Origin of the sequence: Bizionia paragorgiae (genome assembly GCF_900107625.1) — a bacterium.
GTDB classification, from domain to species: Bacteria; Bacteroidota; Bacteroidia; order Flavobacteriales; family Flavobacteriaceae; genus Bizionia; species Bizionia paragorgiae.
The window spans coordinates 1-26,933 of record NZ_FNQK01000021.1 but is presented as its reverse complement, the minus strand read 5'-3'; the positions used below and the strand labels follow the sequence as shown (position 1 = coordinate 26,933).

The following is a 26,933-nucleotide window of genomic DNA, read 5'->3' as shown; positions in this document are numbered from 1 at the left end:
TAAATTTGTGTAAAATTATATAAATCCGTTTTTCAAAAAAGAAAATATAAAATAAACACTATGGGAAGAGCTTTTGAGTTTCGTAAAGCACGTAAAATGAAGCGTTGGTCTGCAATGAGTAAGGCCTTTACACGCATTGGAAAAGATATTGTAATGGCTGTTAAAGAAGGAGGCCCAGATCCTGACACCAACGCAAGGCTTAGAGCGGTTATTCAAAATGCGAAATCGGTTAACATGCCAAAAGACAATGTTGAACGTGCTATAAAACGTGCTAGCGATAAAAGCCAAGGCGATTATAAGGAAGTTATTTTTGAAGGCTATGCACCTCACGGAATAGCTATATTAGTAGAGACGGCAACCGATAATAACACGCGAACTGTCGCTAATGTTCGTAGTTATTTTAACAAATGCGACGGGAGCTTAGGAACCTCTGGATCGGTAGTTTTTATGTTCGATCACACGTGTAACTTTAGAATTCCTGCCGAAGGATTAGACCCTGAAGAGTTAGAATTAGAATTCATTGATTTTGGTGCCGAAGAAGTTTTTGCTGATGATGATGGTATATTAATCTATGCTCCTTTTGAAAGCTTCGGAGCTATTCAAGCTGAATTGGAGTCTCGTGGTATTGAAATTTTATCATCTGGATTTGAACGTATTCCACAGGTCACTAAAAAACTTACTCCTGAAGAAGTAGCAGACGTCGAAAAGCTTTTAGAAAAAATTGAAGAGGATGATGACGTACAAAACGTTTATCATACTATGGAAGAAAGTAGTGAAGACTAATCACTAATTTTCTTTATATCTTATAAAAAAGGTAACCTTTATTCAAGGTTGCCTTTTTTATGTGTTATTAGTGGGCAGCGTCTAAAGCTAGCGTTCTATTTTTAAGAGTATTCCGGTACTTTACCCACGACCCCTTTAAAAAAGCTTTTTATAAACGCTAAATCTGCTTCCGTATCGTCCGTTGGATAAAATGGCTCAGAAATCCTATTTTGTTTGTTCTGAAAATCTAAAGTAAACATGATGATTGGAACATTAGCTTCTTTGGCAATATAATAAAAGCCTGTTTTCCATTCGTCTACTTTGCCCCGCGTTCCTTCTGGCGCTAGTGTTAATCTAAACTCCTCTTTATCATGAAATAGCTTAGCTATGGCCTCTACTTTATTTTGTCCAGGAGTTCTATCTAATGCCACACCACCTACCGATTTAAAATACAAGCCAAAAGGCCATTTAAATAGTTCTTTTTTACCTATAAAATTAGTTTTGACGTTGACTATTTTACGTAGACAAATACCAACAAAGAAATCGTGGTAGCTGGTATGAGGTGCAGCTATAATTACTGATTTTTTAACGGTATCCTTCGAAAAGTTTGAATTGCCAACTATTTTCCAGCCAAAAACTTTGAAGTATAAAAATTGAGCTAGTTTACGCATATTACATTTTTAAGTATAAGGCTTTTAATGTTTCTTTGGTTATGGTTTTTTTCCAATTTTTACCAATAGCATTTTCCCATAATGGTTCTAAACTGAGTGCTACGTTAATCATAATATCAAACTCTTTATCCGAGAGGTTAGCACAAATACCTTGTGGCAAGCTTATATTGTGTTTTTTCTTCATTTGCTTAAAAACAGCAACACCTTCAGGATAATAATCTTCTAAATGATCAAATACTATACAGTTACCTATACCGTGCTTAATCCCTAATAAGTACGATAAACCATAACTCATGGCATGAGCAACCCCCACTTGAGAATAGGCAATACTCATTCCGCCATGCCAACTAGCCATCATTAGCTTATCTTGTGACTCTTCATCTGAAGTATCACCCTCTAAAAATATCTCCTTACACAACTCTAAAGCCTTTTCACCATAACTTTGACTAAAGGCATTTAAGTACGTCCCGTTTAGCGATTCGATACAATGAACGTAACAATCCATACCGGTATAAAACCATTGGTCTTTAGGCACATCTTTAGTTAATTCAGGATCTAATATCACTTGATCGAAAGGGGTGAAATCACTATTAATCCCCAATTTGCGCTCGGGACCAGTTAATATGGTTGTTCGCGACACCTCGGCTCCCGTTCCTGAAATGGTAGGAATACCAACATGGTAAACAGCTTCATTTTGCACTAGATCCCAACCTTGATAATCCTTAGACTCACCATCATTATTCAACATTATAGCCACTGCTTTAGCAATATCTAAAACACTACCTCCACCAATACCAATAATACCAGAAGGGCGATCTTTATAGGATAGGATAATATCCTCTACCAACTCATCAATTTGAGAGGTTTTGGGTTCTTCCTTAGTAGAAACATAGACTAATTTATCATCGTATGATAAGGGAATCCTTGAAGTTAACCAAGCGTTTCCTTTAAAGACGTCGTCTACAAAAAATATAAATGGCGCCTTCGAATTTATACGCTTTGGCGCTAAAATATCTTCTAACTGATTAAAACAGCCACGTCCAAAGACCACTCTGGAAACCATTGGAAAATTCTTATAACTCATTAACTCTTTATTTAAATGCGTTGTACTGTGCCTAAATATTCGGTAACTTTATATTTTAATAAGGTAGCGGACTTAGTTTAAAAGGGCTACCAAATCGTTTAATTTATTAATTGTTTTATACACTTTCCCATTCGTTTCTGATGCGCCCACTTGCTCGTGAACCCAAGTCGTATGAAAAGGAATATGAATCGCATTAGACTTAATATTGACTACTGGTAATACATCAGATTTTAATGAATTCCCTATCATTAAGAATTCTGATGGATTTATATCTAAATGATTCAATAAATTCGAATAATTAGCCTCTTTTTTATCACTTAATATCTCTATATGATGGAAATAATCTAATAATCCAGATTTTTCCAATTTACGCTCTTGATCTAATAAATCACCTTTGGTAGCTACGATGAGTTTGTAGTTTTTTGACAATTCTTGTAATACCAATTCTACATCCTCTAAGAGTTCAACCGGCTTATTTAGCATGTCTTTACCGATTTCTAAAATCTTCGCTATGGTTTTATTAGACACAGTATGGTTAGAGAGTTCTAATGCCACCTCAACCATAGATAAGGTAAAGCCCTTTATCCCATAACCGTAAATCGCCAAGTGTTCCATGTGTTTCATAGAAAGCTCATGATCGATTTTATTAAAGGTCTCGAAAGGACTTAAAAGTTTACAAAACTCTACCTCTGCTTCGCGAAAATAAGTTTCGTTTATCCAAAGCGTGTCATCGGCATCAAAGCCAATAACTTTTATATTTTTATAATCTATTTCCAAAGTTTCTTTGCGCGTTCTAAATCCTCAGGCGTATCAATTTCTACACCTTGAACATGTGTTTCTACCATTTTAATGCGTTTTCCATACTCTAAATACCGAATACACTCAATTTTTTCTGAAGCTTCTAAACTAAGCATTGGCAAACGATAAAAATCCATTAAAGCATCTTTTCTAAATGCGTAAACACCTTTATGTTTATAGTATTTTACTGAAATTTCTTTATCTCTAGGATACGGAATAGGACTGCGAGAAAAATATAATGCAAAATTTTGCTGATCGACAATAACCTTTACTGTATTGGGGTTTTTGATTTCATCTTCATCGGTAATATGAACCATTAAAGATGCTAAATCTATAGCCTTTTCATTATCCGTTTTAAAAACATCGATTAACTTCTGTAAAGATTCTACTTCAGTAAAAGGCTCATCACCTTGCACATTAACCACTATGTCTATATCCATAAACTCAATAGCCTCAGCAATGCGATCACTACCACATTCGTGTTCCTTTTTACTCATTACGGCTTTACCACCAATACCTACAATTTCATTATAGATAATATCGCTATCGGTAACTACAATAACGTCATCGAATAAATTAGTACTTACTGTAGCTTCGTAAGTACGTGTAATAACAGGTTTCCCACCTAAATCTTGCATTAATTTAGCTGGAAAACGCGACGCTTTATAGCGTGCAGGAATCATTGCAATTATCTTCATCAAAGGGTATAATAATTATAATAAACAGCTTTCTTTAAGAAAATCTGCTTTTTCAAAAATAGGATATTTTAAAGGATTTTTTAGCCTTGTAAACCCTAAACTTTTTATAAATCTGTATTAGATTTGAATCTATAAAGTATTAAAACGAGAACCAAAACACCTAAAAGAGTGAAAATAATTGCAATAAATAAATCCTATGGGATATTTTAAATAATCAGGTGGGTAAATAAGTCTTCATTACCATTTAAGTACTGGTAAGAAATATTCCGATTTTTTAAATTCTGTTCTATTTGAAATAAGTCCGCTTTATCCTGTAATTCGACCCCTACAACAACAGGTCCCGTTTCTCGATTTGTTTTTTTTGAATATTGAAAATAGGCAATATCATCATTTGGTCCTAATATATCATTAACAAACTCTTTAAGCGCACCCGCACGTTGAGGAAAACGCAATAAGAAATAATGTTTTAAACCTTCATACAGTAAAGAGCGTTCTTTAATCTCTTCCGTTCTGGTGATATCATTGTTACTTCCACTTACTACGCATACCACGTGTTTCCCTTTAATTTGCTCTTTATAAAAATCGAGTGCTGCAATAGTTAGTGCGCCGGCAGGCTCTACGACTATTGCTTCCTCGTTATACATACGTAAAATGGTTGTACAAATTTTTCCTTCTGGAACAAGAACAGTGTCCTCAAGGTTATCTTTACAAATCTTAAAGGTTTTCTCTCCTACTCGCTTTACCGAAGCGCCGTCCACAAACTTATCTATATCTTCTAGGGTTGTATTGATACCTTTGGCGATTGAGTTGGTCATAGAGGGCGCCCCAGCCGGTTCTACACCTATAATTTTGGTGTGCGGACTCAAATGTTTAAAAACAGTACTTACTCCAGCCGCTAAGCCACCACCACCAATAGGTACAAAGAGATAGTCGATAGGTATTTGAGTATCCTCTAAAAGTTCTAAACCGATAGTGCCCTGTCCAGCCATTACTTTATCGTCATCAAATGGATGAATAAAAATACTATTTGATGCATCACAAAACCGTTTAGCTTCTTCAAAAGAGGCATCGAAGGTATCCCCCTTTAAAACGACTTCAACACGGTCTTTTCCGAAAAGTTTTACCTGTTTTGTTTTTTGTGGCGGGGTGGTTACCGGCATAAATATGGTCGCCTTGATATTTAATTTAAAACAGGCAAAGGCAACACCTTGGGCGTGGTTTCCAGCACTTGCACAAACAACACCCTGAGATTTCTCGTTATCTGTAAGCGATACAATTTTATTATAGGCCCCACGCAACTTATAGGAACGTACCGGTTGTAAGTCTTCGCGTTTTAATAAAACTTGAGCGGAGAATTCTTCGCTCAAGTTTTCGTTTTTCATTAAAGGCGTATGAAGCGCAACATTTTTTATACGTTCACGTGCTTCATATACTTTGTCTAGTAATTCCATTATTTTTTAGGTCTTAATTTACGCACTTCCAATCCTGTTTGCCATAGCTCACTAGTATGCATTACATGGAGTTCTTCTTCCAACTTTTCACGATAGTCGGGTTTACTATTAGCTTCAATTACAATTTCGGCCTCTTTTCCCGACACCACGCTATCATACAATTCATTTAAAACTGGCTCTGTAGCTGCGCGGAATTTCCCTTTCCAATCTAAGGCGCCACGTTGCGCAGTAGTTGAGCAGTTGGCAAACATCCAATCCATTCCATTTTCGGCGATAAGAGGCATTAAACTTTGAGTAAATTCTTCTACAGTTTCGTTAAAAGCCTCACTTGGAGAGTGACCACGCTGACGGAGCACATTAAATTGAGCTTCAAACAGTCCCGCTACAGCCCCCATTAAAACACCACGCTCACCTGTTAAATCACTATACACTTCTTTTTGAAATGTTGTTTCAAACAAATACCCTGAACCGATAGCTATTCCCAATGCTAAAGCTCTGTCGGTCGCTTTTCCCGTTGCATCTTGAAACACGGCATAACTAGAATTTAGTCCTTCACCGTTTAAAAATAAACTTCGCAGGGAAGTTCCCGATCCTTTGGGCGCGACTAAAACAACATCGACATCCTTTGGAGGTACAATACCCGTTTTTTCATGAAAGGTGACACCAAACCCATGGGAAAAATATAAAGCTTTTCCTTTGCTTAAGTGTTTTTTCATCCCCTCCCAAGCTTGTATTTGACCAGCATCTGAAAGTAAGTTCATTACCACTGTAGCCTTTTTGCAAGCCTCTTCCACTTCAAAAAGTGTTTTACCTTCTTCCCAACCATCTGCTAGGGCTTTTTTCCAACTGTTTGTTCCTTTGCGTTGCCCTACAATAACATTCACGCCATTATCCTTTAAATTAAGCGCTTGCCCAGGACCTTGAACACCATAACCGATTACTGCTACCGTTTCACTTTTTAATACTTCTTTTGCTTTTTCAAGAGGGAATTCATTACGTTTTACTACGTTTTCTTCTACGCCTCCAAAATTTATTGTTGCCATTATAATTGTTTTTAATGTTGTTGATTATTTATTTGTTGTTTGATTCTTCGAGTTCTTCTAAATACGTACTAAATTCTTTCATTGGTTTGGTTACTGCCACTCGTCCGGAGCGCGCAAATTCAAGCACACCATAAGGTTGAAGATTTTCAAAAAGCAATTGGGTTTCTTCCACATGGCCAGTTTTTTCGATGACCATAAACTTGGAATCTACGGTAAGAATTCTAGCGTGATGTTCTCGAATAACCTTTTCTACATCGCCATTGGTTAAGCTTGTTGTTTTAATTTTATACAAAGCAATTTCTTGGTGTACGACTTCAGAGTCTTCGTGTACAAAAGCTTTAAAAACGTCAATTAATTTTTCTAATTGTCCGATTACCTTTTCCACCTGCTCCCGAGTTGTTCTTAAAACGATGGTGTATCTAAATACCCCTTTCACTTCCGATTCTGAGGCTGTTATGCTATCGATATTTAAATGCCGACGTGTAAAGATGATCGTAACACGATTCATCATTCCTATACTATTTTCGGTAAAGACCGATACTGTAAATGTTTTTTCCATAGTTATTTTAGTTTAAACGGACTTCTGATACTGAAGCTCCTGTGGTCATCATTGGGAATACATTCTCCTCTTTAGCTACCATGACCTCCAATAGATATGCCCCCTTGTGATTTAACATCTTTAAAAGCCCTTCTTTAAGTGCTGATCGTGCTTCAACTTTAGCGGCTTCTATACGATATGCTTTAGATAGCGCTACAAAATCTGGACTCACCATATTGGTAAAGGAATAGCGTTTATCAAAAAACAATTGCTGCCATTGACGTACCATACCTAAAAATCGATTATTAAGTATCACCACTTTTACATCAACATCACTTTGCATGATTGTTCCTAGCTCTTGAAGTGTCATTTGAAATCCTCCATCACCAATTACAGCTACCACAGGTTTATTTGGAGCACCAAATTTTGCTCCTATAGCAGCGGGCAATGCAAAGCCCATAGTTCCTAAACCACCCGAGGTGACGTTACTTTTTGTTTTATTATAATTATAATAACGAGCTGTCATCATTTGATGCTGGCCAACATCGGTAACTACAACGGCCTCACCATGAGTTAAATCTGAAAGCATCTTGATCACTTCATCCATTTTTAGCTCGTCCGAATGCAGTGCTTTAGCACTTTCTTCCAAGGTTTCTATTTCTACTTTTTTAGCATCTTTAAACTCTTGCAACCAAGCGGTATGTTCTTTTTTATGCACTAATTCCGTCAACACTTTCAAAGCTTCTTTAGCATCAGCGTGTACCGCTACTTCTGCTTTTATAATTTTGTTTAATTCCGCTTTATCAATATCCACATGAACCACTTTAGCTTGCGTGGCATATCGCGATACATCTCCAGTAACCCTATCATCAAAACGCATCCCAACAGCAATTAGCACATCACATTCGTTGGTTTTTATATTAGGTGCATAATCGCCATGCATTCCTAAAAAACCTACGTATTGCGGATGATGATTAGGAAAAGCACCTAAACCTAAAAGTGTAGACGCTACGGGGATCCCTGATTTTTCTACAAATTCCAACAACTCCTTTTCTGCGTTTGAAAGCATTATGCCTTGACCTATTAATAAATAAGGTTTTTTAGCTTCATTTATTAATGTTGCAGCCTCGTTTAATACTGATTTTATTAGTTTCGGACTCGGATAATAGCTGCGGATATTGGTGCATTTCTCATACATAAATTCCATCTCACCAAATTGTGCATCCTTCGTAATATCGATAAGTACTGGACCAGGACGTCCCGATTGTGCGATATAAAACGCTTTGGCTATGGCTGCAGGAATGTCTTCAGCTTTTGTTACTTGACAATTCCATTTGGTTATTGGCATAGATATACCCACCACATCGGTCTCCTGAAAAGCATCGGTTCCTAATAAATGTGATGCTACTTGCCCCGTGATACACACCAAAGGTGTAGAATCGATCATAGCATCGGCTAATCCTGTAATTAAATTTGTCGCTCCCGGTCCTGAAGTAGCGAATACTACTCCTGTTTTACCCGATGTTCTTGCGTAACCTTGTGCTGAATGTATTGCACCTTGCTCATGACGAACTAGAATATGTTTTACGGTTTCCTCATAATCATATAAGGCATCATATATTGGCATTATGGCACCACCAGGATATCCGAATATGGTATTAACGTCTTCAGCGACTAACGACTCCAAAACCGCTTGTGCACCTGTTTTTTTTGTTGCGTTCATTTCCTTTTATTTTATTGTTATTTATCCGTTACACATCCTGTTGAAGCACATGAAACAGATTTAGCATATTTATAAAGTACTCCTTTGCTAGCTTTTAGTGCTGGCTGTTTCCACGCCATTTTACGTTGGGCTAATTGGGCGTCACTAATGTTTAATTTTAGGGTATTATTTTTGGTATCTATAGTTATAACATCACCATCTTCCACAAGTGCAATTGTACCTCCTGTATAGGCTTCTGGGGTGATATGACCAACAACAAAACCGTGAGTTCCGCCAGAAAATCGTCCGTCGGTAATTAAAGCCACTTCTTTACCAAGCCCGGCCCCCATTATGGCTGATGTCGGTTTTAGCATTTCAGGCATCCCCGGACCACCTTTTGGTCCGCAATACCGAATAACAACAACATCACCTGACTGTACTTCTGCACTTTTTATACCAGCAATTGCCGCATATTCGTCATCATAAACTTTTGCTGTGCCTTTAAAAAAGTCGCCTTCATTACCGCTAATTTTTGCCACACTCCCTTCCGAAGCAAGGTTACCAAAAAGAATTTGTAAATGTCCCGTGGCCTTTACTGGTGATTTTAAAGAAAAGAACACCTCTTGACCCGCTGTTAAGCTTGGCATATCTGCCATATTTTCTGCTACTGTTTTTCCTGTAACTGTTAAACAGTCGCCATGTAACAACTTGTGTTCTAAAAGGTATTTCATAACTGCTGGAACACCACCTACAGCATGTAAATCTTCCATTAAATATTTACCACTCGGTTTTAAATCTGCCAAAACCGGTACCTTATCACTAATTCTCTGAAAATCGTTTAATGTTAATTCTATATCTACCGAATGTGCCATAGCAATTAGGTGTAACACGGCATTGGTAGAACCTCCTAGAACTGTGACCATAGTAATAGCATTTTCAAATGCTTTTTTAGTCATAATATCTTTAGGCTTAATATCTTGCTCTAGCAATACTTTTATTGCTTTCCCTGCATCCAAACACTCTTGATGTTTCTCCTGACTTAAAGCAGGATTAGAAGAACTATATGGTAAGCTCATGCCCAGTGCTTCTATGGCCGACGCCATAGTATTTGCTGTGTACATACCCCCACAGGCACCTGCACCAGGACAGGCATTTTTTATAACGCCTTTAAAATCTTCTGGTGTTATAGTGTTGTTGAATTTTTTACCTAGAGCTTCAAAAGCAGATACAATATTTAGCGATTCTCCTTTCCATTTTCCCGAATGTATACTCCCACCATAGATCATTATTGCAGGGCGGTTTAATCGTCCCATCGCCATTACAGACCCAGGCATATTTTTATCACATCCAACAACAGCTAAAACAGCATCATACCATTGTGCGCTAACCACGGTTTCAATAGAGTCTGCAATAACATCTCGAGACACTAACGAAAACCGCATCCCGTCGGTACCATTTGAAATACCATCACTCACCCCTATTGTATTAAATATTAATCCCACGAGATTTTCCATCGTAACGCCAACTTTAACGTCTTTTGCCAAGTCATTTAAATGCATATTGCAGGTATTTCCTTCGTAACCTGTACTTACAATACCTACTTGAGCCTTATGCATATCCTCTTCCGTTAGTCCGATGCCATACAACATGGCTTGTGCAGCGGGTTGAGACTCATCTTGTGTTATCGTTTGGCTGTATTTATTTAGTGTTTTCATTAGTGTGTTGGGCTTAATGTTGGTTCTGATGTTCTCACCAATTTTGAATAGGCATCTTGTAATTGTTTTCCTAGGGTGTCCTGCCATGCTTTAGGGAATGTGACAGCGTCTACCGATTCAATACCTATAACTTCAGCAGCGGTTCCGCAATAAAAAGCACTATCCGCGACTTCTAAATCTTTAAGAGTATACAGTCCTTGTTTCACCTTTAAGCCTAGCTCTTCAGCTAATTCTAAAACGGTAGCACGTGTAATTCCGGGAAGGATATTTCCTAACTGCGGGGTGTAAAGCACCCCATCTTTTTCAAAAAAGAGGTTCGCACCCGGCCCCTCTGCCAAATAACCATCACTATCTAAGAGCAATGCCTCATCAAAACCTTTGTCTTTTGCTTCGTTGGTTGCTAATATGGAGTTAACATAGTGACCACATACTTTAGCCTCTATTTTTATTGAACGCGGATGCGGACGACAAAATGAAGACACACTTAAACGCAATTGTTTATCTCCTAAATAGGCACCTCATTCCCATGCACATAGCATTATAGATACCTTATTAGGCCTTGAAAGCGACATATTAGGATCGCAAAACACTAAGGGACGGACATAAGCATCGGTTAAATTGTTTCTTTCTAATAACTCATAAGTGACATCAACGAGCTCTTGAACTTCAAAATCAAAAGGGATATTAACAAGTTCTGAAGACTTTTTTAAACGTTCATAATGCGCTTTGGATTTAAAAACACGTGTACCATTATCTGTGGCATACGCTCTAATACCTTCGAAAACACCATAGCCATAATGCATGGTTTGACTGTATAAATCTGTTGTAGATTCACTGGCTTTAACGAATTTGCCATCGCGATAAATAACTGTTTTGTTGTTGTAATACATATTAGTGGAATTAATTTGTGATTTAATGAAATAAAAAAAGCCTTTCTCAAATGAATGAGAAAGGCTTAAAATTTGGATAATACCAGCCTGACTCACTCGATAGAGCGAATAATAATGCTGATAATAATACTGTTTGTATATGTTGGCATTTGTCTGTTGTTTAAAAATAAAAAAGCCTTTCTCAAATGAATGAGAAAGGCTTAAAATTGGATAATACCAGCCTGACTCACTCGGTAGAGCGAATAATAATGCTGATAATAATACTATTTGTATATGTTGTCATGTTATTTGTAATTCCAAACAAAAAAAGCCTCCTGATTTCTCGGGAGGCTTTTTCTATTTATAGAATATAAACTATAGCTTCCCTGTTACAGATGTGATAATCACATTTGTAATACGAATTGAAGGAATAGTAATTAATGTTTTCATTATTGTTTTAATTGTGGTAAAAAGGTATATAAATTAATTAAAGGACAAAGACTTATTAAAAATAAATAATTTTAAAATATGTATATATCCCATTTAAGTTCTTCATTTTCATTAGACAAACAAACGGTTTTAGCGGCGTTAAAGAAGCTAAAAAGCTAAATAGTTGTTTTAATCATCATTTTCACTATTCTTCCACAAAGAAATCATCTTTAAACCCGATTAAATACAGTTTATCTTTAGCTCGTGTAACAGCTGTATACAACCATCGCATATAGTCTTTATCGATACCATTAGGTAAATACGGCTGCTCGACAAACACGGTATTCCATTGTCCACCTTGCGATTTATGACACGTAATAGCATAGGAGAATTTTACCTGCAAGGCATTAAAATGTTTATTCCCTTTTATTTTTAAAAACTTTTTATAATTACTGCTTTCGTCCTCATAATCCTTTTGAACCTCTTGATATAAGCGGTTAGAATCTTCGTAAGGTAAAGACGGGGTTTCAGCCTCAATGGTATCTAACAGTAAAACCGTTTCAAAAGGCTGCATATTTGGATAATCGACCATGCGTACTTTTACTTCTGCAAAACGAAAACCGTATAATTCTTTAATACTGAAGATTTCTAATATTTCGATGATATCACCGTTTGCAATAAACCCCGCTTCGGTAGTAGGTTTTAACCAAAAGTAATTGTTTTTAACCACCATTAAATAATCGCCAGACGACAATTCATTTTCATTAAACAAAATCCGACTACGAATTTGCTGGTTATACAAATTGGCCCGTTTATTACTTCTTACAATAATAGCCATCTCCTCATTTCCCAAGGTGCTATAGGCATCGTTAATGGCATCGAGAATTTCATAGCCATCTGTAAGCCTCACGATGTCTTTAAATCCTTTTAAATTAAATTTAAAACTTTCATAGAAATCATTAGCTATAACTTCCCTAATTTCGGTAGCATTTACTAATATTCCCGAATCCTGCCCCTGACGCATCACTTCGTCAAGTTCCATTTTAGTGACGTCTTTATTGTAATTCAAGCTTAGCGTATTTTCTTCTAATGCCGGACTTAAGTCTAATTTTACCGGCGGTAACTGAGCGGTATCTCCTATTAAAAGCAATTTACATTTATGGCCGGAATAGACATACTGCATTAAATCGTCTAATAAAGAGCCGTTCTCAAATAATTTAGAATCCCCAGGCGTATCAGGAATCATAGACGCCTCATCGACTATAAACAGGGTGTTTTTATGTTTATTAGGTTGAAGAACGAATTTAACGCCCCCGCCCTTTTCCTTTTTAGGAAAGTAGATTTTTTTATGAATTGTAAAGGCTTCTTTCTTAGAATAGTTAGAAATCACTTTCGCCGCACGCCCTGTAGGAGCCATAAGCACCGCACTTTTCTTAGCTTTCCATAAATTATTTACTAAGGTACCTACTATCGTTGTCTTACCGGTTCCAGCATATCCTTTAAGTAAAAAGACTTCTTTAGCGTTATCGTTAAAAATAAAATTAGAAAGTTGTAATAATAAAATATCTTGTTTTGCGGTTGGTTGGAACGGAAATTGTTGTTTTATAAGGGAATAAAATTCAGAATTAGTCATTTACAGATCTCTTTTTTATGCTTTTCTTCAAAGATATAATGATTTTTACTCTTATTGGTTTTTACGAATAAAAAAAAATTGTAGATTTGCCTAGATCATTAATTAAATTTAACAGAATCATTATGATAACATTTGTTCTTATTGCAATAGCTGCAATACTCGTAACTATTGGCTTAGTTTGGCTAATTGATAAGTATGTACCGATTAAAATTAAACCAGTAATAACATTAGTGTTATGGGTATTAATAGCGTATTTAGGATATGCGACGTTTATGTCGGTTTACAATCCTATTTTATTTAAACAAGTTAAGGAAAAACGTTACACTAAGGTTATTGAGAAACTAGTTGATATTAGAGATTCTGAACTAGCGTATAACGAGGTTAACGGACATTTTACAGATAATTTTGATAGTTTAGTTAACTTTATCGAAACAGGTAAATTTGCGATTATTGAGCGTAGAGATTCTACGATTGTAGATGAAGAGTTAACAAAGCTTTATCGCGGAGTAGAAATGAAAAAAGATATTAGAATTATCGATACATTAGGATTTGTTAGTGTTAAAGATTCTTTATTTAAAACTTCAGACCGTTACAAAACAATGATGAATGTTCCTTTTGCTAAGGAAGGTACTACCTTTAAATTAGAAGCAGGTAAACTTGGTGAAGAAGGAGAAGAAATAGCTGTCTTTGAAGCTTCAATTTTAAAAAGTGAAGTATTACATGATCAAGAGCAAGATTTTATCATTCAAGAAAACCAAGCTGTTTCTGTTGAAGAAATTAAAGGAAACGCTATTCGTGTAGGTTCTATGAACGAAGTGAAAACGAATGGTAACTGGCCAAAAGTTTATGACACAAAAAAGTAATTCTTTAAACGAAATACAACAAAAAGAACTGTCCATTCAACTGAGTTTGAATGGACTTTCTTTTTGTATCCTTAATGTTGATACGACAACCATCACCTATTTAAAGCATTTTAGCACCTCCAAAAAACAATCGCCAGAAGATGTACTGGACCAGCTTAAAAATTGCTTTGAGACCGAAAGTGCTTTAGCCGAATCGTTTTCTAAAATAACAGTTATCCATAACAACGAATGGTCTACATTGGTGCCAAAAGCTTTGTTTAATGAGGATAATTTGGTAGATTATCTGAAATTAAACATTAAAATATTAAAAACTGACTTTATCACTTTCGATACTATTGCTATTAATGATAGTGTAAATGTGTATTTACCTTTTGTAAACATTAATAACTATATATACGATAAGTTTGGAAGCTTTACTTACAAACACGCCTCTACGGTTTTAGTGGAAGCTATTTTAAATACGGAAGCCAACGCGAACGAAACAAAATTATATGTTAATGTTTCAGAGTCAGATTTTCAGGTGGTCGTTGTTAAAAATGGAGATTTATTATTATACAATACATTTAAGTACGATACGCCAGCAGATTTTATTTACTATATTTTGTTTACCGAAGAGCAGCTTCAGTTAAATCCTGAAACTATTAAAACCGTACTTTTAGGTAACATTACTGAAGATGATGAGCTATATACAGTAGTGTACAAGTACATTCGTTACATCTCATTTGGCAATGTAAAAAATACCTACAATTACTCTGAAACATCTCTAAGCAGCTATTCAGATTTCACCTTAATAAAAAGTTTACAATGCGAATAATATCAGGAGTATTTAAAGGAAGACGAATAACAGCACCACGGAATTTACCTGTGCGTCCCACCACAGATATGGCCAAGGAAGCCCTGTTTAATATCTTAAATAACCTCTATTATTTAGATGATATCTCTGTCATTGATTTGTTTGCAGGAACAGGAAATATAAGCTATGAATTCGCGTCGCGAGGTACCGAAACTATTTTGGCTATAGATCAAGACTTTGGATGTGTGAAGTTTATTACTGATACCGCAGAAGGTTTTAAAATGCCTATTAAAACGCTAAAAAGCGATGTGTTTAAATTTTTGGCAAATACCAAACAAAAAGCAAACGTTATTTTTGCCGATCCCCCATACGATTTTCCGGTTGAAGAATTCTCTAAAATACCAGAATTGGTTTTCGCAAATGAACTTCTAGAAGCTGGAGGACTATTAATAGTTGAGCATTCTAAGCACACCCCATTATCTCATTTACCAAAGTTTAGTTACTCTAAAAATTACGGTGGTAATGTCTTTAGTTTTTTTGAAGGCCCAGAGATTTCCGACGAAGAAGAATAGAACGAACGCACTTTCTTAATAAAACAACAAAACCCTTCTTAACTAATTAAGAAGGGTTTTTGTATATGTAAGTAAAGCTATAAGCCGGATTTTGTACTCTTACGAGCCCTTATCATTTATCTGAGTGTATTATTACTAATACACTTTAGCTGCCTACCCTCTAACAATCGCGCGTGCACGCTCAAACGTTAGTATACATGACATTGCACCACATAGAGTTTACCTGGTTTCACTACAGCATGACCTGTACATACTTTCTGTTGCACTTTTCCTAGTCTCACGACTGGTGGCGATTAACCACTATATTGCACTATGGTGTCCGGACTTTCCTCATCTTATAAATAAGATGCGATAAGGCACTTTACTTGCTGCAAAAATAGTCAAATTGTTAATAAATTATACTAATTTAGCAATTCATTATTACTAAATTACAATCATATTTTTAACTTTGTTTTTCAAATAGATTTCAATGGAACATTTTGTAGTATCAGCACGTAAATACAGACCTCAAACATTTAAAGATGTTGTGGGGCAAACCGCTATTACTAACACCTTATTAAATGCCATTGAAAACAATCATTTAGCTCAAGCGCTTTTATTTACGGGCCCTAGAGGTGTTGGTAAAACAAGTTGTGCACGTATTTTAGCTAAAATGATTAACAGCGACGGATCGGAAACTGGTGAAGAAGATTACGCTTTTAATATATTTGAATTGGATGCCGCTTCCAATAACTCGGTAGATGATATAAGAAGTCTTACCGACCAGGTGCGTATTCCGCCACAAGTTGGAAAATATAAAGTCTATATAATTGATGAGGTACACATGTTATCTCAAGCCGCTTTTAATGCCTTTCTAAAGACTTTAGAAGAGCCACCAAAACATTGTATTTTTATTTTAGCAACTACGGAGAAACATAAAATCATACCAACCATTTTATCGCGTTGTCAGATTTTTGATTTCAAGCGTATTACCCTTAAAGATGCTAAAGAATATCTAAAATATATTGCTACCGAACAAGGTATTAATGCCGAAGATGACGCCCTTCATATTATTGCTCAAAAAGCTGATGGGGCGATGCGTGATGCCTTATCTATTTTTGATCGTGTAGTTAGCTTTTCTGGTAAGGACTTAACCCGTCAAGCCGTAACAGAAAACTTAAATGTATTAGATTACGAAACCTATTTTACGAGTACAGATTTAATTATAGAGAACAAAATTCCTGAGTTGTTAATGCAATTCAATACCACTTTATCGAAAGGTTTTGACGGCCACCATTACATTGCCGGTTTAGCATCTCATTTTAGAGACTTATTAGTATGTAAGAACCCTGCTACTTTAGAGTTATTAGAAGTAGGAGAACAAACGCAAGCCTTATACATCGAGCAATCAAAAAAAGCCACTCAAGACTTTTTATTAAAAGGAATTGAATTAGCCAATGAAACGGATTTAAAATATAAATCCAGTAAAAATCAGCGACTCCTCGTTGAACTTTGTTTAATGCAGCTTGCCTCTATCACTTTCGATGGAGAAAAAAAAAATAGCAGTCGGTTCATAATACCACCTTCCTATTTCAAAAAATTAGGAATTACTCCTATTCCGGTAAAACAACCACAAACCCAAGCGCAACCTGTAAAGCCAACAGTTGTTGAAAATCGCACAGCTCAACAGCCTGAAAAAAAAGCTGTCGAAGTGCCTAAAATCACTATAAACACAGGTAAAAAAGCAACCTCAGGCTTATCTTTAAAAAGTATACGCGCCAAAAAAGAACATCTTATCAGACAAATGGATGTTGTAATTGATGAGGAGAGTTTACCACGTGAAGATTTTCACGAAGACGACTTTTATGAGCACTGGTACGCTTATATTAAAAAGCTTGAAAATGATGGTAAAATGAATTTAGCCTCTATTTTATCGATTGATAAACCCAAACTTGACGGTACCACCATTCACCTTACCTTTCCTACTTCCACAAACAAAGTTGAAGTAGAACGTCAGCAATACGATTTAATGCAGTACTTGCGTCAACGCCTTAAAAATTTCGATATTACATTAGAAATTACAGTAAATGAGGTTATGGAAAGTAAATTTGCTTACACACCAGACGAAAAATACAACAAACTAAAGGAGAGAAATCCGCATATTGAACTCTTAAGAAAAACATTTGATTTAGATTTATAATTAATAGGACTTTTTCGCGCCTATGAATTAGATTATCTTTATCCCATTACAATAGTGTTATAATGAAAAACTCCCTCCACGCCATAGTTGTGTTATTACTCGTCTTTTTAGTAGGGTGTGACGGGCAAGATTTAAAGCATAAAACGGCACAAGAAGTATTAAAATCAAAGCACTTACTAGAGGAATTTGCTGAGAAAATTCAATTCTCGCCAGAACACTATACCGAAATACGACAAGACACCTTATTACAATCTGGGATTAATGTAAAAATAAAATACTACTCGGATATGGATACCACGACAAGTATATTAAAAGTATACAAAAAAGATACACTCACTGTAAAACATTATTACAGAGCTTTTAATGCCGATGTCAGTGTTTCTGCTGCAAATGAAATACTATTTGCACAAATCATTAATACCTCGTTTATTAATAAACAACTACATACAACGTTAACAGATTATATATTAACTCATATTGAGGTGCTACAAGGAGCTAATGACTCTATGCAGAACACACAATTGTATTTAGAGTTTTGTAAACCTGAAAGAAAGAATTGTAAAGCTTATATTTTAAAAATAGCGGATAAGAATACCTTTAGTATTAAAGAAACAGATAATAATTATGTTAGGACTTAAATTACCAACCGACCCACGATGGGTAAATATTGTAGAAAAAAATATAGAGGATATTTTAACGGACCATGCGTTTTGTGAGCAGAAAGCAGCTAGTACAGCCATTTCGTTGATTGTTAGTTTCCCTGAATACTCCGATTTAGTACAGGAGATGACTGCATTAGTAAAGGAAGAGATTAGTCATTTTAAAATGGTTCACGATCGTATATTAGAGAAAGGGTGGACACTAGGTCGTGACCGCAAAGATGAATATGTGGCTAAGCTAATCACCTTTTTCCCTAAAGGAGGTAGTCGAACCACACAGTTAGTTCACCGCTTACTTTATGCTGCTCTAATTGAAGCTAGGAGTTGTGAGCGCTTTAGATTACTCTCTGAAGAGTTAGAAGACAAAGAATTGGCTGAGTTTTACAGAAAATTAATGGTCAGTGAAGCCAACCACTATACTATGTTTTTAGGATTCGCTAGACAATATGGTGATCTTGACGAAGTCAATAAAAAATGGCAATGCTTATTAGAGTTTGAAGCCGAGATAATGAAAGATTTAAGCAAACACCAAAGTATTCACGGCTAGCCTTTAAAGTAATTTAGGCTAAGTAAAACAGAATCTCACTTTTATACGTTTTCAGAGCGTGACATTTCCCAAAATAAAAAGGTCGCTTAAATACAATTTAAGCGACCTTTTTATTTTAATAAGATGGGATTTAGAATTTAACTCCAAAACCAATTTGAATACTTCTGTTTGTTGCATCATCACCTAAACTAGAATCATCATCAAATACATTAGTAAAACCGTGGTGATATCTAGCGTCGATAAAAAACTCATCGCTAATAAGGTATTCTAAAGCCCCCACTCCTGAAAATGCAATATTTTTCAAACCGTCTTCATACTCATGTATCTTTAATCCAGCCATTGGCCCCGCTCCAATAGAAAAACGATTTCCTAGTTTAAATTTAGCTAAAATTGGTGCCTGAATATAATCTATACGCATCGTTCTATGCTTACGCCCTTCCGCCGAAAATTGAATTTCTGGAGCTAAAGAAACTGTTTTAGATAACATATATTCACCAAAAAAACCAATAGCAAACCCATATCTATCTGCAGCATCATAAGATAAATCAGTTTCATAGTTTAAATTAGAATAATTTAAACCTACACGCACACCGTGCATAGAGCTTTGAGCATACGAAATAGATCCGATTATTACAAAAGCTAAGAAGAGTATTTGTTTTTTCATAATTAAAATAGTTTTTCCTTTATAAAGTTGATGTTAGTTAATTACGAAGATATATTATTTTTTTAAGAAAAGAAATAATTATAAGATGAAGTGTTCTATTTTAACTTTGTATGACTCAAAACTGTGTCATTATAGATGCTTTTTATAATCCCATCTGACAACCCTATTTTTGGGACATAAATATCCTTAGCTCCACTCCATTTCATCGCCGATAAATAGATACGCGTAGCAGGAATAATAACATCAGCTCTATCTTGATTTAAATCCAATTCAGTAATACGTTCTTCATAAGAATACGTTTGTAGCATGTTGTAGTACGACGTTAAATAGAAGTACGTTAACGGTTTTCCTAACGCTTTTCCTGATATTTTAAAAATCTTATTAATGTTTCCTCCAGATCCTAAAACATCTATTTTATCGATGTTTTTGGTTTTCTCTTTAATCCACATTTCTAACTCTGCCCATGTTTCTTTTTTAACGATATCATTTAATAAACGAACCGTACCAATTTTAAACGATTTAGAGCTGATTTTTTCCCCTTTGTCAATAATACTAAATTCCGAACTTCCGCCGCCTACATCAACATAAAGATAGATTTTATTAGGGTTTATAAAGGCCTGTAAATCGGTTGCAGCAATAATTGCTGCTTCTTCTTCCCCTTCAATGACATCAATTTTAATCCCCGTTTCGGTTACTATTAAATCGGTTACTTTTTTTGCATTCGATGCCTCTCGCATAGCAGAGGTCGCACAGGCCTTATATTTTTCTACTTTATGAGACTTCATCAATAGCTTAAAGGCCTGCATTGTATCGACCATTCTCACAATGTTTTCCTTAGATATCTTTTTATTTAAAAACACGTCCCCTCCTAGTCGAATAGGTACACGTACTAAAGAGCTTTTCTTAAAGCGTGCGGGTTTGCCTTTTTCTTCTATAATATTAGAAATTAAAAGTCGGACAGCATTAGAACCAATATCTATTGCCGCGTATTTTTTTATTGTGAGCATAGTGTTTAATTAAGCTTATTTTTTAAATAGTCGTAAGTTGCAAATTGTGATCTAATCTTCGGTAAGTTGTTTCTTTTGTATGTGTTATCTTGAGTTTCGTTTAAAATTCGTGCCTTAACATTATCTTTCCAACAAATATCGAAAGTGTCTAACAATTCAGATTTTATAGATTCTTGATAAATTGGACAACTAACCTCTACCCTATTATCAATATTTCTAGTCATCCAATCTGCCGAAGAAATATAGACTTTCGGATCGTCGTTATTACAGAATATATACAGTCTCGTATGTTCTAAAAACTTATCGATTATACTCACCACTTCAATATTTTCACTCATACCTTTCACACCAGGTACTAAACAACATATTCCACGAACAATCATTTGAATTTTCACACCAGCTTTACTCGCTTCGTAAAGCTTATCTATCATTTTATAGCTAGAAATACTATTCATTTTAAGTCTAATATAAGCTGGTTTACCTGCTTTTACGTTTTCAATTTCATTATCTATGAGATTAAAAAATGCGTTTTTAGTATAATGAGGGGACGTAATAATATGTTTATAACGATAAATGCGATAGTTGACTTGAAAAAAACTAAACACTTTATTGATGTCTTTTAGTATTTTATCATTTGCTGTAAACAAGGTATAATCCGTATAAATTTTAGCCGTAGATTCGTTAAAGTTCCCTGTACTAATAAATCCATAGCGCTTAATCTTATCTCCCTCTTCACGTTCAATTAAGCACATTTTACTGTGTACTTTAAGGCCCTGAACACCAAAATATAAAGTCACCCCTTCACGCTGCATTTGCTCGGCATACTCAATATTAGCCTGTTCATCAAAACGCGCTTGTATTTCCATAGAAACAGTAACATTTTTACCGTTTTTAGCCGCATTTATTAATGAACTAGCAACATGAGAAATTTGTGCCAAACGGTAAATGGTGATTTTAATTGTTTTTACTTTAGGGTCTAATGCGGCTTCCCTTAAAAATTTAACGGTATATGCAAACGTTTGATATGGGGTATATTGTAAATAATCCTGCTTAGCGATAGCTTCAAATATACTTGTCTCTAAACTTAACCCCTTAACAGGAAGCGGTTTAATTGGCTGGTATAACAAGTCGGTACGCCCCAAACTAGGAAAACCCATATAATCTCTACGATTATGATACCGTCCACCAGGAATGATACTATCGGAAGCATCAATACCCATTTTGTTCATTAAAAAACGAAGTGTTTTTTTGTCGATAGTCTTATCGTAAACAAAGCGCACTGGTTCGGCATCCTGACGATCGCGAACACTGTCACTTATTTTTTCCATAAAACTTTTACTCAAATCACTTTCTAAATCCAATTCTGCATCCCGAGTAATTTTTATCATATGCGCAGAAATCGACGTGTAATCGAAAATATTAAAGATATCATCCAAACAATAGCGCAGTAAATCGTCTATCATTATAATGCAATTCTTTTCACCTACTTTAGGTAAAACGACAAAGCGATCCATATTTTTAGGAATCTCTATCAATGCATATTGATAATTACCATCTGTCAACGCCATTTTAATAGCTAGATAAGCAGCACTATCCTTTAAATTGGGCAGTTTAATAGAGTCATTTAAAATGATGGTTACCAATGCCGGACTTACACTCTGAATAAAATAGTTTTTAATAAACGCTTTTTGATCGTCATTAACTTGATCTTCTTTGACAATAAATATACCTTCTTTTTCTAATTGGGTTTGAATGTTACTTAAAATTCGAAGGCTGTTAGACTGTTGCTTAATTACCGTTTGTGTAATTTTCTCTAATAATTGTGAAGCCTTAATACCACCTAGTTCGCTTTTTGCGGCTTTACCAGCTTCATCGATTCGCTTAATTGTAGCATAGCGCACCTTAAAGAATTCGTCTAAATTATTTGAAAAGATACCAACAAAACGAAGTCTTTCAATTAAAGGCACTGTTTTATCGGCTGCTTCCTGTAATACACGAGCATTAAATTGCAACCAACTTAACTCGCGATTAATATATATGTTGTTAGAATTGTTCTTGACCATTAAAATGTATTTAATAACAAATATATTGTATTGATTTGATTATTTTAAATGTTTTGGAAAGACTATTTTTTTTGTTTCACCAAGGCTTAAATTAGCCCAACTTGATGTCTCAAAATGTAGTTCTACGTATCCAGAAGTTGTTAGGTTGTCAATGTACTCATTTCCTAAATTATTTGCAATAGTTGTCAAGGCATTATTATGTCCGAAAACCATCAAACATTGTATATTATCATCGCAAGATTGAATCACTTTTAAAGCATCACTTCCAGAAAAATCGTACACGTCATTTATAAGTTTAAATTCCACCTTGTTAAACCCCCAATTATCAATAAAAATCTTAGCAGTTTCTTGAGTTCTTTTCGATGGACTGCAGATTATAACATTTGGAGTTAAAACATACCCTTTCAAATAGTTTGACACCAAAGCGGCATCAGAAACCCCTCTTTGTTTTAAGGGACGTTTCATATCTGAAACATCATAATCCCAAGACGATTTAGCATGTCTTATTAGTATTAAAACTTTCTTCTTATTCGTAGTCATTTTCTCTGCATTTAATATAATTATAACCTTTTATTTAACTTTTAACGAATATTTAAGTCCTTTAACTTCTTTTTTTGTTCAATAGGTTAATACACAGTTATTTTAGTAGTGCTATTAACAACAAACCCAAATTCAAATGATCTACACACTTAATTACTGCCTACTTTGTTAACCTGATGAAATAATCAGTCTTTAACTAACCATCATTCAGTCTGCTACCATTCAAACCCTGTTAATATAAGACATATTAATGAGCAGACCTTTATGTATTCACTTTATTAATAGAATTTCAATATTTAGGATATGAAAAAATTGCTCATTCTTTTAGTTGTTTTAAATGTAACATACAACAGTTACTCTCAAAATCCACTATTATTAAAACAATCTGAAATAGAAAACAGATTGTTCGTTTCACAAAATAAATTAGAACCTGTTTTAAAACTGTATTACAATCAAGAAATAGGGGTTGCCTATTTTCAAAATGATGAGTTATTCTTTTTCAAGCCTGAAAATGGCATTAAAAAACTATATGTAAATAGTGACGATTTAACGCGTTTAAATAAACCGTTCCGATTTTCGGACTCTGTAGAAATGCTTTTAATAAAAGTAACCGATTTAGATTTCGATTTAGATCGTTTGAATTGCAAACAAATCTCCAACTTTAAGTCTTTAAAGTATGTGTTCTTTATTATTGAAACAAAACAGGACACCATAAAGAAACTAGCAAAACCGAATTGTTTTTCTAATGCAATATTGCAATATATTAAAATAGAAATCCCCTCTTAATACAATGTTATATGAAAAATGCTACTTATAAAAATTTTCATTACATTCTCATTCTCTTCATAGGACTTTTCTGTGTAGGGAATTCTTTTGGTCAAGTAAGAAAAAACTTTACGCCTAGAACCTCAGACTTTTCTCCAGGAAAAACAATCTATAGTGTTCGGGGAGATTTTACTATGATTGGTAATACCAATCTTACTTTATCTAATTACAGTCCCAATGGAAGTAATGGTAATAATAGTATGATTTATGTAGATATCGATGATGATGGTTCTACTTTTAACTCCTCCTCAGCAACTTTAAATCTCTCTAATGAAAATGGTGCTAACCCAGACTGTTCTAATATTATTTATGCTGGTTTGTATTGGACTGGTAGAGGAGGTAACAAATATTATGGGTCTTGGCCTAATGGAGATTGGGCTCCAGAATTTAATGATTTAGAAAGAAGAACAGTCAAGCTAAAAACACCTGGACAATCAACTTATGAAACTTTAGTAGCAAACATCAATGATATAAGATACCCTGGTGACAATGGTATGTTCGCGGGATATATAGAAATAACCGATGCTGTAAAAGACGCTGGATCTGGAGAATATACAGTGGCAGACATCGCTATTTCTGATGGTAATGGAGGTAACACGGGTTATTATGGCGGCTGGGGAATGGTAGTGGTTTACGAAAATTCAAAAATGAACTGGAGAGACATTACCGTTTTTGATGGCTATGCTTATGTACAAGGCAGCACTACTATCAGCCATACTATGGATATTTCTGGATTCAAAGCTGTCCAAAACGGAGATGTAAATGTTAAATTAGGAATGATGGCCGGTGAAGGAGATAAAAATATTTCTGGAGACTACTTCCAAATTAGAAATGCTAATAATTCTTATTGGCAACCTTTAAGCCATTTAGGAAATACTACTAATAATTTCTTTAATTCCTCTATTTATACCGGTGGCAATACTAGAAATCCTAATCTTACAAATAATACAGGGCTAGACATTAGTATGTTTGAAGTTCCAAATCCTAATAATTCTATTATTGCTAATAATCAAACATCTACAAGGTTTAGATATGGATCAACTCAAGATACCTATATTATTTTTAATGTCACGTTTTCTGTAGATGCCTACGTACCAGAAACTAGTGGTGTTTTATCTGCGAACACAGTAAATAATGCTCCCAACCCAGTACCACTAGAAGTTGTGCCTGGAGATACTGTGCAATATGGTTTAGAAATAACAAATGACGGAACAGAAACTATTAATAACACAGTAATAACTTTACCTATTCCTTATACTTCCACCTATTTACCTGGAAGTATAAATTATACTGTTAACCCTCCTTTGGCTTCGCCACCAGTTCCTGCTCCTTACTTTAATGCTACTCTAGGCCCTACAGGTTCTATTGTTTGGGATATAGGAGATTTGCCATTGCCTAATAATCCTGGTGATGTACTGGCAACTTTAACGTTTGATTTAGTAGCAACAACAGATTGTGCTTTACTAGTAAATGATAATTGTGGATCTAATGTATCCTTAACCGGTTCTATAAGTGGCGTTGGGGAAACCTCACAAACATCTTTTAATCAATCATTAATTCAAGGGTATCAAACCTCCGGAAATTGTATTGGTGAACCTATTTCTACACCTACTATTATACCTATAAATTCAACACAATATGTTAATGATAATTGCGGGACTTATGAGGCGGTTAGAGATTTTTATTTCTGTAATATTGGCAATTCACCAATTGCTGTTACTGAAGTGACTACGCACTTCCCTGCTGGAACAAAATTTTATAGCGAATACCCTTTAACAGAATCTTCTATTCAATATAATAATGCGAATCCGTTTCCTCCAGTCTCAGGAACATATTATGCAATTCCTCCGGGGGCTACAACTTGTTATTATCAATTTACAATTAATGTTGAAGAAGTAACTTCAGTGCCAACAGCCAACGATTTAGTTTATTGTGTTGGCGATACAGCATCCCCATTAACAGCTACGCCATCTGACTCAAGTTATATTCTTTTATATTATACAGATAATAACCCAAATACTTATGGTCAGACTTCTATTACACCAAGCACAATTAATGCAGGAACAACAACATATTACGTTGCCGAAGGAATAGATACAGGTTGTGTAAGCACAAATAGAACACCAATTACCGTAGTTGTATACGACAATATTACAATAACATTAGAGAATAGTATTTCTACTAGTTGTAGCACCTCAAATAATGGTGCTATAGATATAAGTGTTACAGGTGGTTCTGGTAATTATACGTATTCCTGGAATGACCCTGCTAATTCAACAACTCAAGATATATCTAACTTACCTGTCGGTAATTATACTATTACTGTAAGCGATTTAGATTCTAGCTGTTCTGCTTCTGCAAGTTACGACATATCCGTTAACGATAGCACCACTCCAATTATCACAGCGCCGGCAGATATTACAGTCGAAGGTTGCTCGACTAGTGATATTAAAAACGGTAATTTAACAGCATTAGGTTTTTCATTATCAGAAATTTCAATTTCAGAATCTCAATTCACTACTGAAGGAGGACTCTTTTCTGAAGAAAATGTGGCTAGTATAACATATCTAGACTCTGCTTCTGGAACTTGTCCTATAGTAGTAACAAGAACATACACCATAACTGATGAATGCGGATTAACGGCAACGGCTACTCAAACGATTTCTATTAACGATATTACGGCGCCAACATTTACAGCTCCTGATGACACAGAAATTTTTACAGATGCTAATTGTGATTATGATGCTTCAATTGGAGTAACTGGTGATGTAACTAACGAAAATGATAACTGCTCTACTAATCTTAACGCAACATACACCGATGTTGTT

The 26,933-nt window shown here is 35.1% G+C and carries 23 protein-coding genes, 1 other RNA gene and 1 pseudogene; 9 read left to right on the top strand and 16 right to left on the bottom strand.

Annotated features, from left to right (window positions below):
- Window positions 1–60 precede the first annotated feature (60 nt).
- Window positions 61–783, top strand: coding sequence for a YebC/PmpR family DNA-binding transcriptional regulator (locus tag BLV64_RS12970; RefSeq protein ID WP_092136259.1), 723 nt, complete (start codon window positions 61–63; stop codon window positions 781–783).
- Between the two features lie 101 nt (window positions 784–884).
- Here BLV64_RS12970 and BLV64_RS12965 read toward each other — a convergent pair whose 3' ends face one another.
- From BLV64_RS12965 to BLV64_RS12915, 11 genes and pseudogenes are all read right to left on the bottom strand, one after another.
- Complete coding sequence (locus BLV64_RS12965; RefSeq protein ID WP_092136257.1) at window positions 885–1,433, bottom strand: 1-acyl-sn-glycerol-3-phosphate acyltransferase; 549 nt, start codon at window positions 1,431–1,433, stop codon at window positions 885–887.
- Window position 1,434: 1 nt separating this feature from the next.
- Entirely contained in the window at window positions 1,435–2,517 is a 1,083-nt protein-coding gene (locus BLV64_RS12960; RefSeq protein ID WP_245705915.1) for an iron-containing alcohol dehydrogenase family protein, read from the bottom strand.
- Window positions 2,518–2,589: 72 nt separating this feature from the next.
- A complete protein-coding gene (locus tag BLV64_RS12955) occupies window positions 2,590–3,294 on the bottom strand; it encodes an HAD family hydrolase (RefSeq protein WP_092136255.1) in 705 nt (234 codons plus the stop codon).
- Window positions 3,285–4,013, bottom strand: coding sequence for a 3-deoxy-manno-octulosonate cytidylyltransferase (gene kdsB, locus BLV64_RS12950; RefSeq protein WP_092136253.1), 729 nt, complete (start codon window positions 4,011–4,013; stop codon window positions 3,285–3,287). Before kdsB ends, BLV64_RS12955 begins: the two co-directional genes overlap by 10 nt.
- A 206-nt stretch (window positions 4,014–4,219) precedes the next feature.
- A complete protein-coding gene (gene ilvA / locus BLV64_RS12945; protein WP_092136251.1) occupies window positions 4,220–5,464 on the bottom strand; it encodes a threonine ammonia-lyase IlvA in 1,245 nt (414 codons plus the stop codon).
- A complete protein-coding gene (gene ilvC, locus BLV64_RS12940) occupies window positions 5,464–6,507 on the bottom strand; it encodes a ketol-acid reductoisomerase (protein ID WP_092136249.1) in 1,044 nt (347 codons plus the stop codon). Before ilvC ends, ilvA begins: the two co-directional genes overlap by 1 nt.
- A 28-nt stretch (window positions 6,508–6,535) precedes the next feature.
- Entirely contained in the window at window positions 6,536–7,066 is a 531-nt protein-coding gene (gene ilvN, locus BLV64_RS12935; protein WP_092136247.1) for an acetolactate synthase small subunit, read from the bottom strand.
- Between the two features lie 7 nt (window positions 7,067–7,073).
- Window positions 7,074–8,768, bottom strand: coding sequence for a biosynthetic-type acetolactate synthase large subunit (gene ilvB, locus BLV64_RS12930; protein WP_092136245.1), 1,695 nt, complete (start codon window positions 8,766–8,768; stop codon window positions 7,074–7,076).
- Window positions 8,769–8,785: 17 nt separating this feature from the next.
- Window positions 8,786–10,462, bottom strand: a complete 1,677-nt coding sequence (ilvD, locus tag BLV64_RS12925) for a dihydroxy-acid dehydratase (protein ID WP_092136243.1) — start codon at window positions 10,460–10,462, stop codon at window positions 8,786–8,788.
- Window positions 10,462–11,265 (bottom strand): annotated as a pseudogene (gene ilvE / locus BLV64_RS12920) (branched-chain-amino-acid transaminase). The gene ilvD and the pseudogene ilvE overlap by 1 nt, the downstream one beginning before the upstream one ends.
- Before the next feature lie 700 nt (window positions 11,266–11,965).
- A complete protein-coding gene (locus BLV64_RS12915; RefSeq protein ID WP_092136241.1) occupies window positions 11,966–13,393 on the bottom strand; it encodes an ATP-dependent DNA helicase in 1,428 nt (475 codons plus the stop codon).
- Window positions 13,394–13,515: 122 nt separating this feature from the next.
- On the opposite strand from BLV64_RS12915, the gene BLV64_RS12910 reads away from it, so the two are divergent.
- Genes BLV64_RS12910 through BLV64_RS12900 form a run of 3 tightly spaced genes read left to right on the top strand, consistent with a single transcriptional unit; the run spans window position 13,516 to window position 15,621 of the window.
- The gene (locus tag BLV64_RS12910; protein ID WP_177165335.1) at window positions 13,516–14,256 is read left to right on the top strand and encodes a hypothetical protein; all 741 of its coding nucleotides are present in this window, start codon (window positions 13,516–13,518) and stop codon (window positions 14,254–14,256) included.
- Entirely contained in the window at window positions 14,240–15,070 is an 831-nt protein-coding gene (locus tag BLV64_RS12905; RefSeq protein WP_092136239.1) for a DUF3822 family protein, read from the top strand. The genes BLV64_RS12910 and BLV64_RS12905 overlap by 17 nt, the downstream gene beginning before the upstream one ends.
- The gene (locus tag BLV64_RS12900; RefSeq protein WP_092136237.1) at window positions 15,061–15,621 is read left to right on the top strand and encodes an RsmD family RNA methyltransferase; all 561 of its coding nucleotides are present in this window, start codon (window positions 15,061–15,063) and stop codon (window positions 15,619–15,621) included. Before BLV64_RS12905 ends, BLV64_RS12900 begins: the two co-directional genes overlap by 10 nt.
- 64 nt (window positions 15,622–15,685) lie before the next feature.
- Here the strand turns inward: BLV64_RS12900 and rnpB are convergent.
- An RNA gene (gene rnpB, locus BLV64_RS12895) (RNase P RNA component class A) lies at window positions 15,686–15,989 on the bottom strand.
- Between the two features lie 101 nt (window positions 15,990–16,090).
- On the opposite strand from rnpB, the gene dnaX reads away from it, so the two are divergent.
- The 3 genes from dnaX to miaE all read left to right on the top strand — a co-directional run bounded on the left by dnaX (window position 16,091) and on the right by miaE (window position 19,006).
- Complete coding sequence (gene dnaX / locus BLV64_RS12890; protein ID WP_092136235.1) at window positions 16,091–17,800, top strand: DNA polymerase III subunit gamma/tau; 1,710 nt, start codon at window positions 16,091–16,093, stop codon at window positions 17,798–17,800.
- A gap of 62 nt (window positions 17,801–17,862) precedes the next feature.
- Window positions 17,863–18,438 carry a hypothetical protein gene (locus tag BLV64_RS12885; protein ID WP_092136233.1) on the top strand — a complete coding sequence of 192 codons (576 nt, stop codon included), beginning with the start codon at window positions 17,863–17,865 and terminating at the stop codon, window positions 18,436–18,438.
- Complete coding sequence (gene miaE, locus BLV64_RS12880) at window positions 18,425–19,006, top strand: MiaE family protein (protein ID WP_092136231.1); 582 nt, start codon at window positions 18,425–18,427, stop codon at window positions 19,004–19,006. The genes BLV64_RS12885 and miaE overlap by 14 nt, the downstream gene beginning before the upstream one ends.
- A 130-nt stretch (window positions 19,007–19,136) precedes the next feature.
- Here miaE and BLV64_RS12875 read toward each other — a convergent pair whose 3' ends face one another.
- The 4 genes from BLV64_RS12875 to BLV64_RS12860 all read right to left on the bottom strand — a co-directional run bounded on the left by BLV64_RS12875 (window position 19,137) and on the right by BLV64_RS12860 (window position 23,280).
- Entirely contained in the window at window positions 19,137–19,670 is a 534-nt protein-coding gene (locus BLV64_RS12875) for a porin family protein (RefSeq protein ID WP_092136229.1), read from the bottom strand.
- A gap of 95 nt (window positions 19,671–19,765) precedes the next feature.
- On the bottom strand, window positions 19,766–20,677 hold the full coding sequence (locus tag BLV64_RS12870; RefSeq protein WP_092136227.1) for a Ppx/GppA phosphatase family protein: 912 nt from the start codon (window positions 20,675–20,677) through the stop codon (window positions 19,766–19,768).
- A gap of 5 nt (window positions 20,678–20,682) precedes the next feature.
- On the bottom strand, window positions 20,683–22,740 hold the full coding sequence (gene ppk1 / locus BLV64_RS12865; RefSeq protein WP_092136225.1) for a polyphosphate kinase 1: 2,058 nt from the start codon (window positions 22,738–22,740) through the stop codon (window positions 20,683–20,685).
- A gap of 39 nt (window positions 22,741–22,779) precedes the next feature.
- Window positions 22,780–23,280, bottom strand: a complete 501-nt coding sequence (locus tag BLV64_RS12860; RefSeq protein WP_092136222.1) for a SixA phosphatase family protein — start codon at window positions 23,278–23,280, stop codon at window positions 22,780–22,782.
- A gap of 303 nt (window positions 23,281–23,583) precedes the next feature.
- Here BLV64_RS12860 and BLV64_RS12855 point away from each other — a divergent pair, with 303 nt between their 5' ends.
- Both BLV64_RS12855 and BLV64_RS12850 read left to right on the top strand, forming a co-directional pair.
- Window positions 23,584–24,066, top strand: coding sequence for a hypothetical protein (locus tag BLV64_RS12855; protein WP_092136219.1), 483 nt, complete (start codon window positions 23,584–23,586; stop codon window positions 24,064–24,066).
- 11 nt (window positions 24,067–24,077) lie between these two features.
- On the top strand, window positions 24,078–26,933 hold a 2,856-nt coding region (locus tag BLV64_RS12850), incomplete at its 3' end, for a SprB repeat-containing protein (protein ID WP_092136217.1).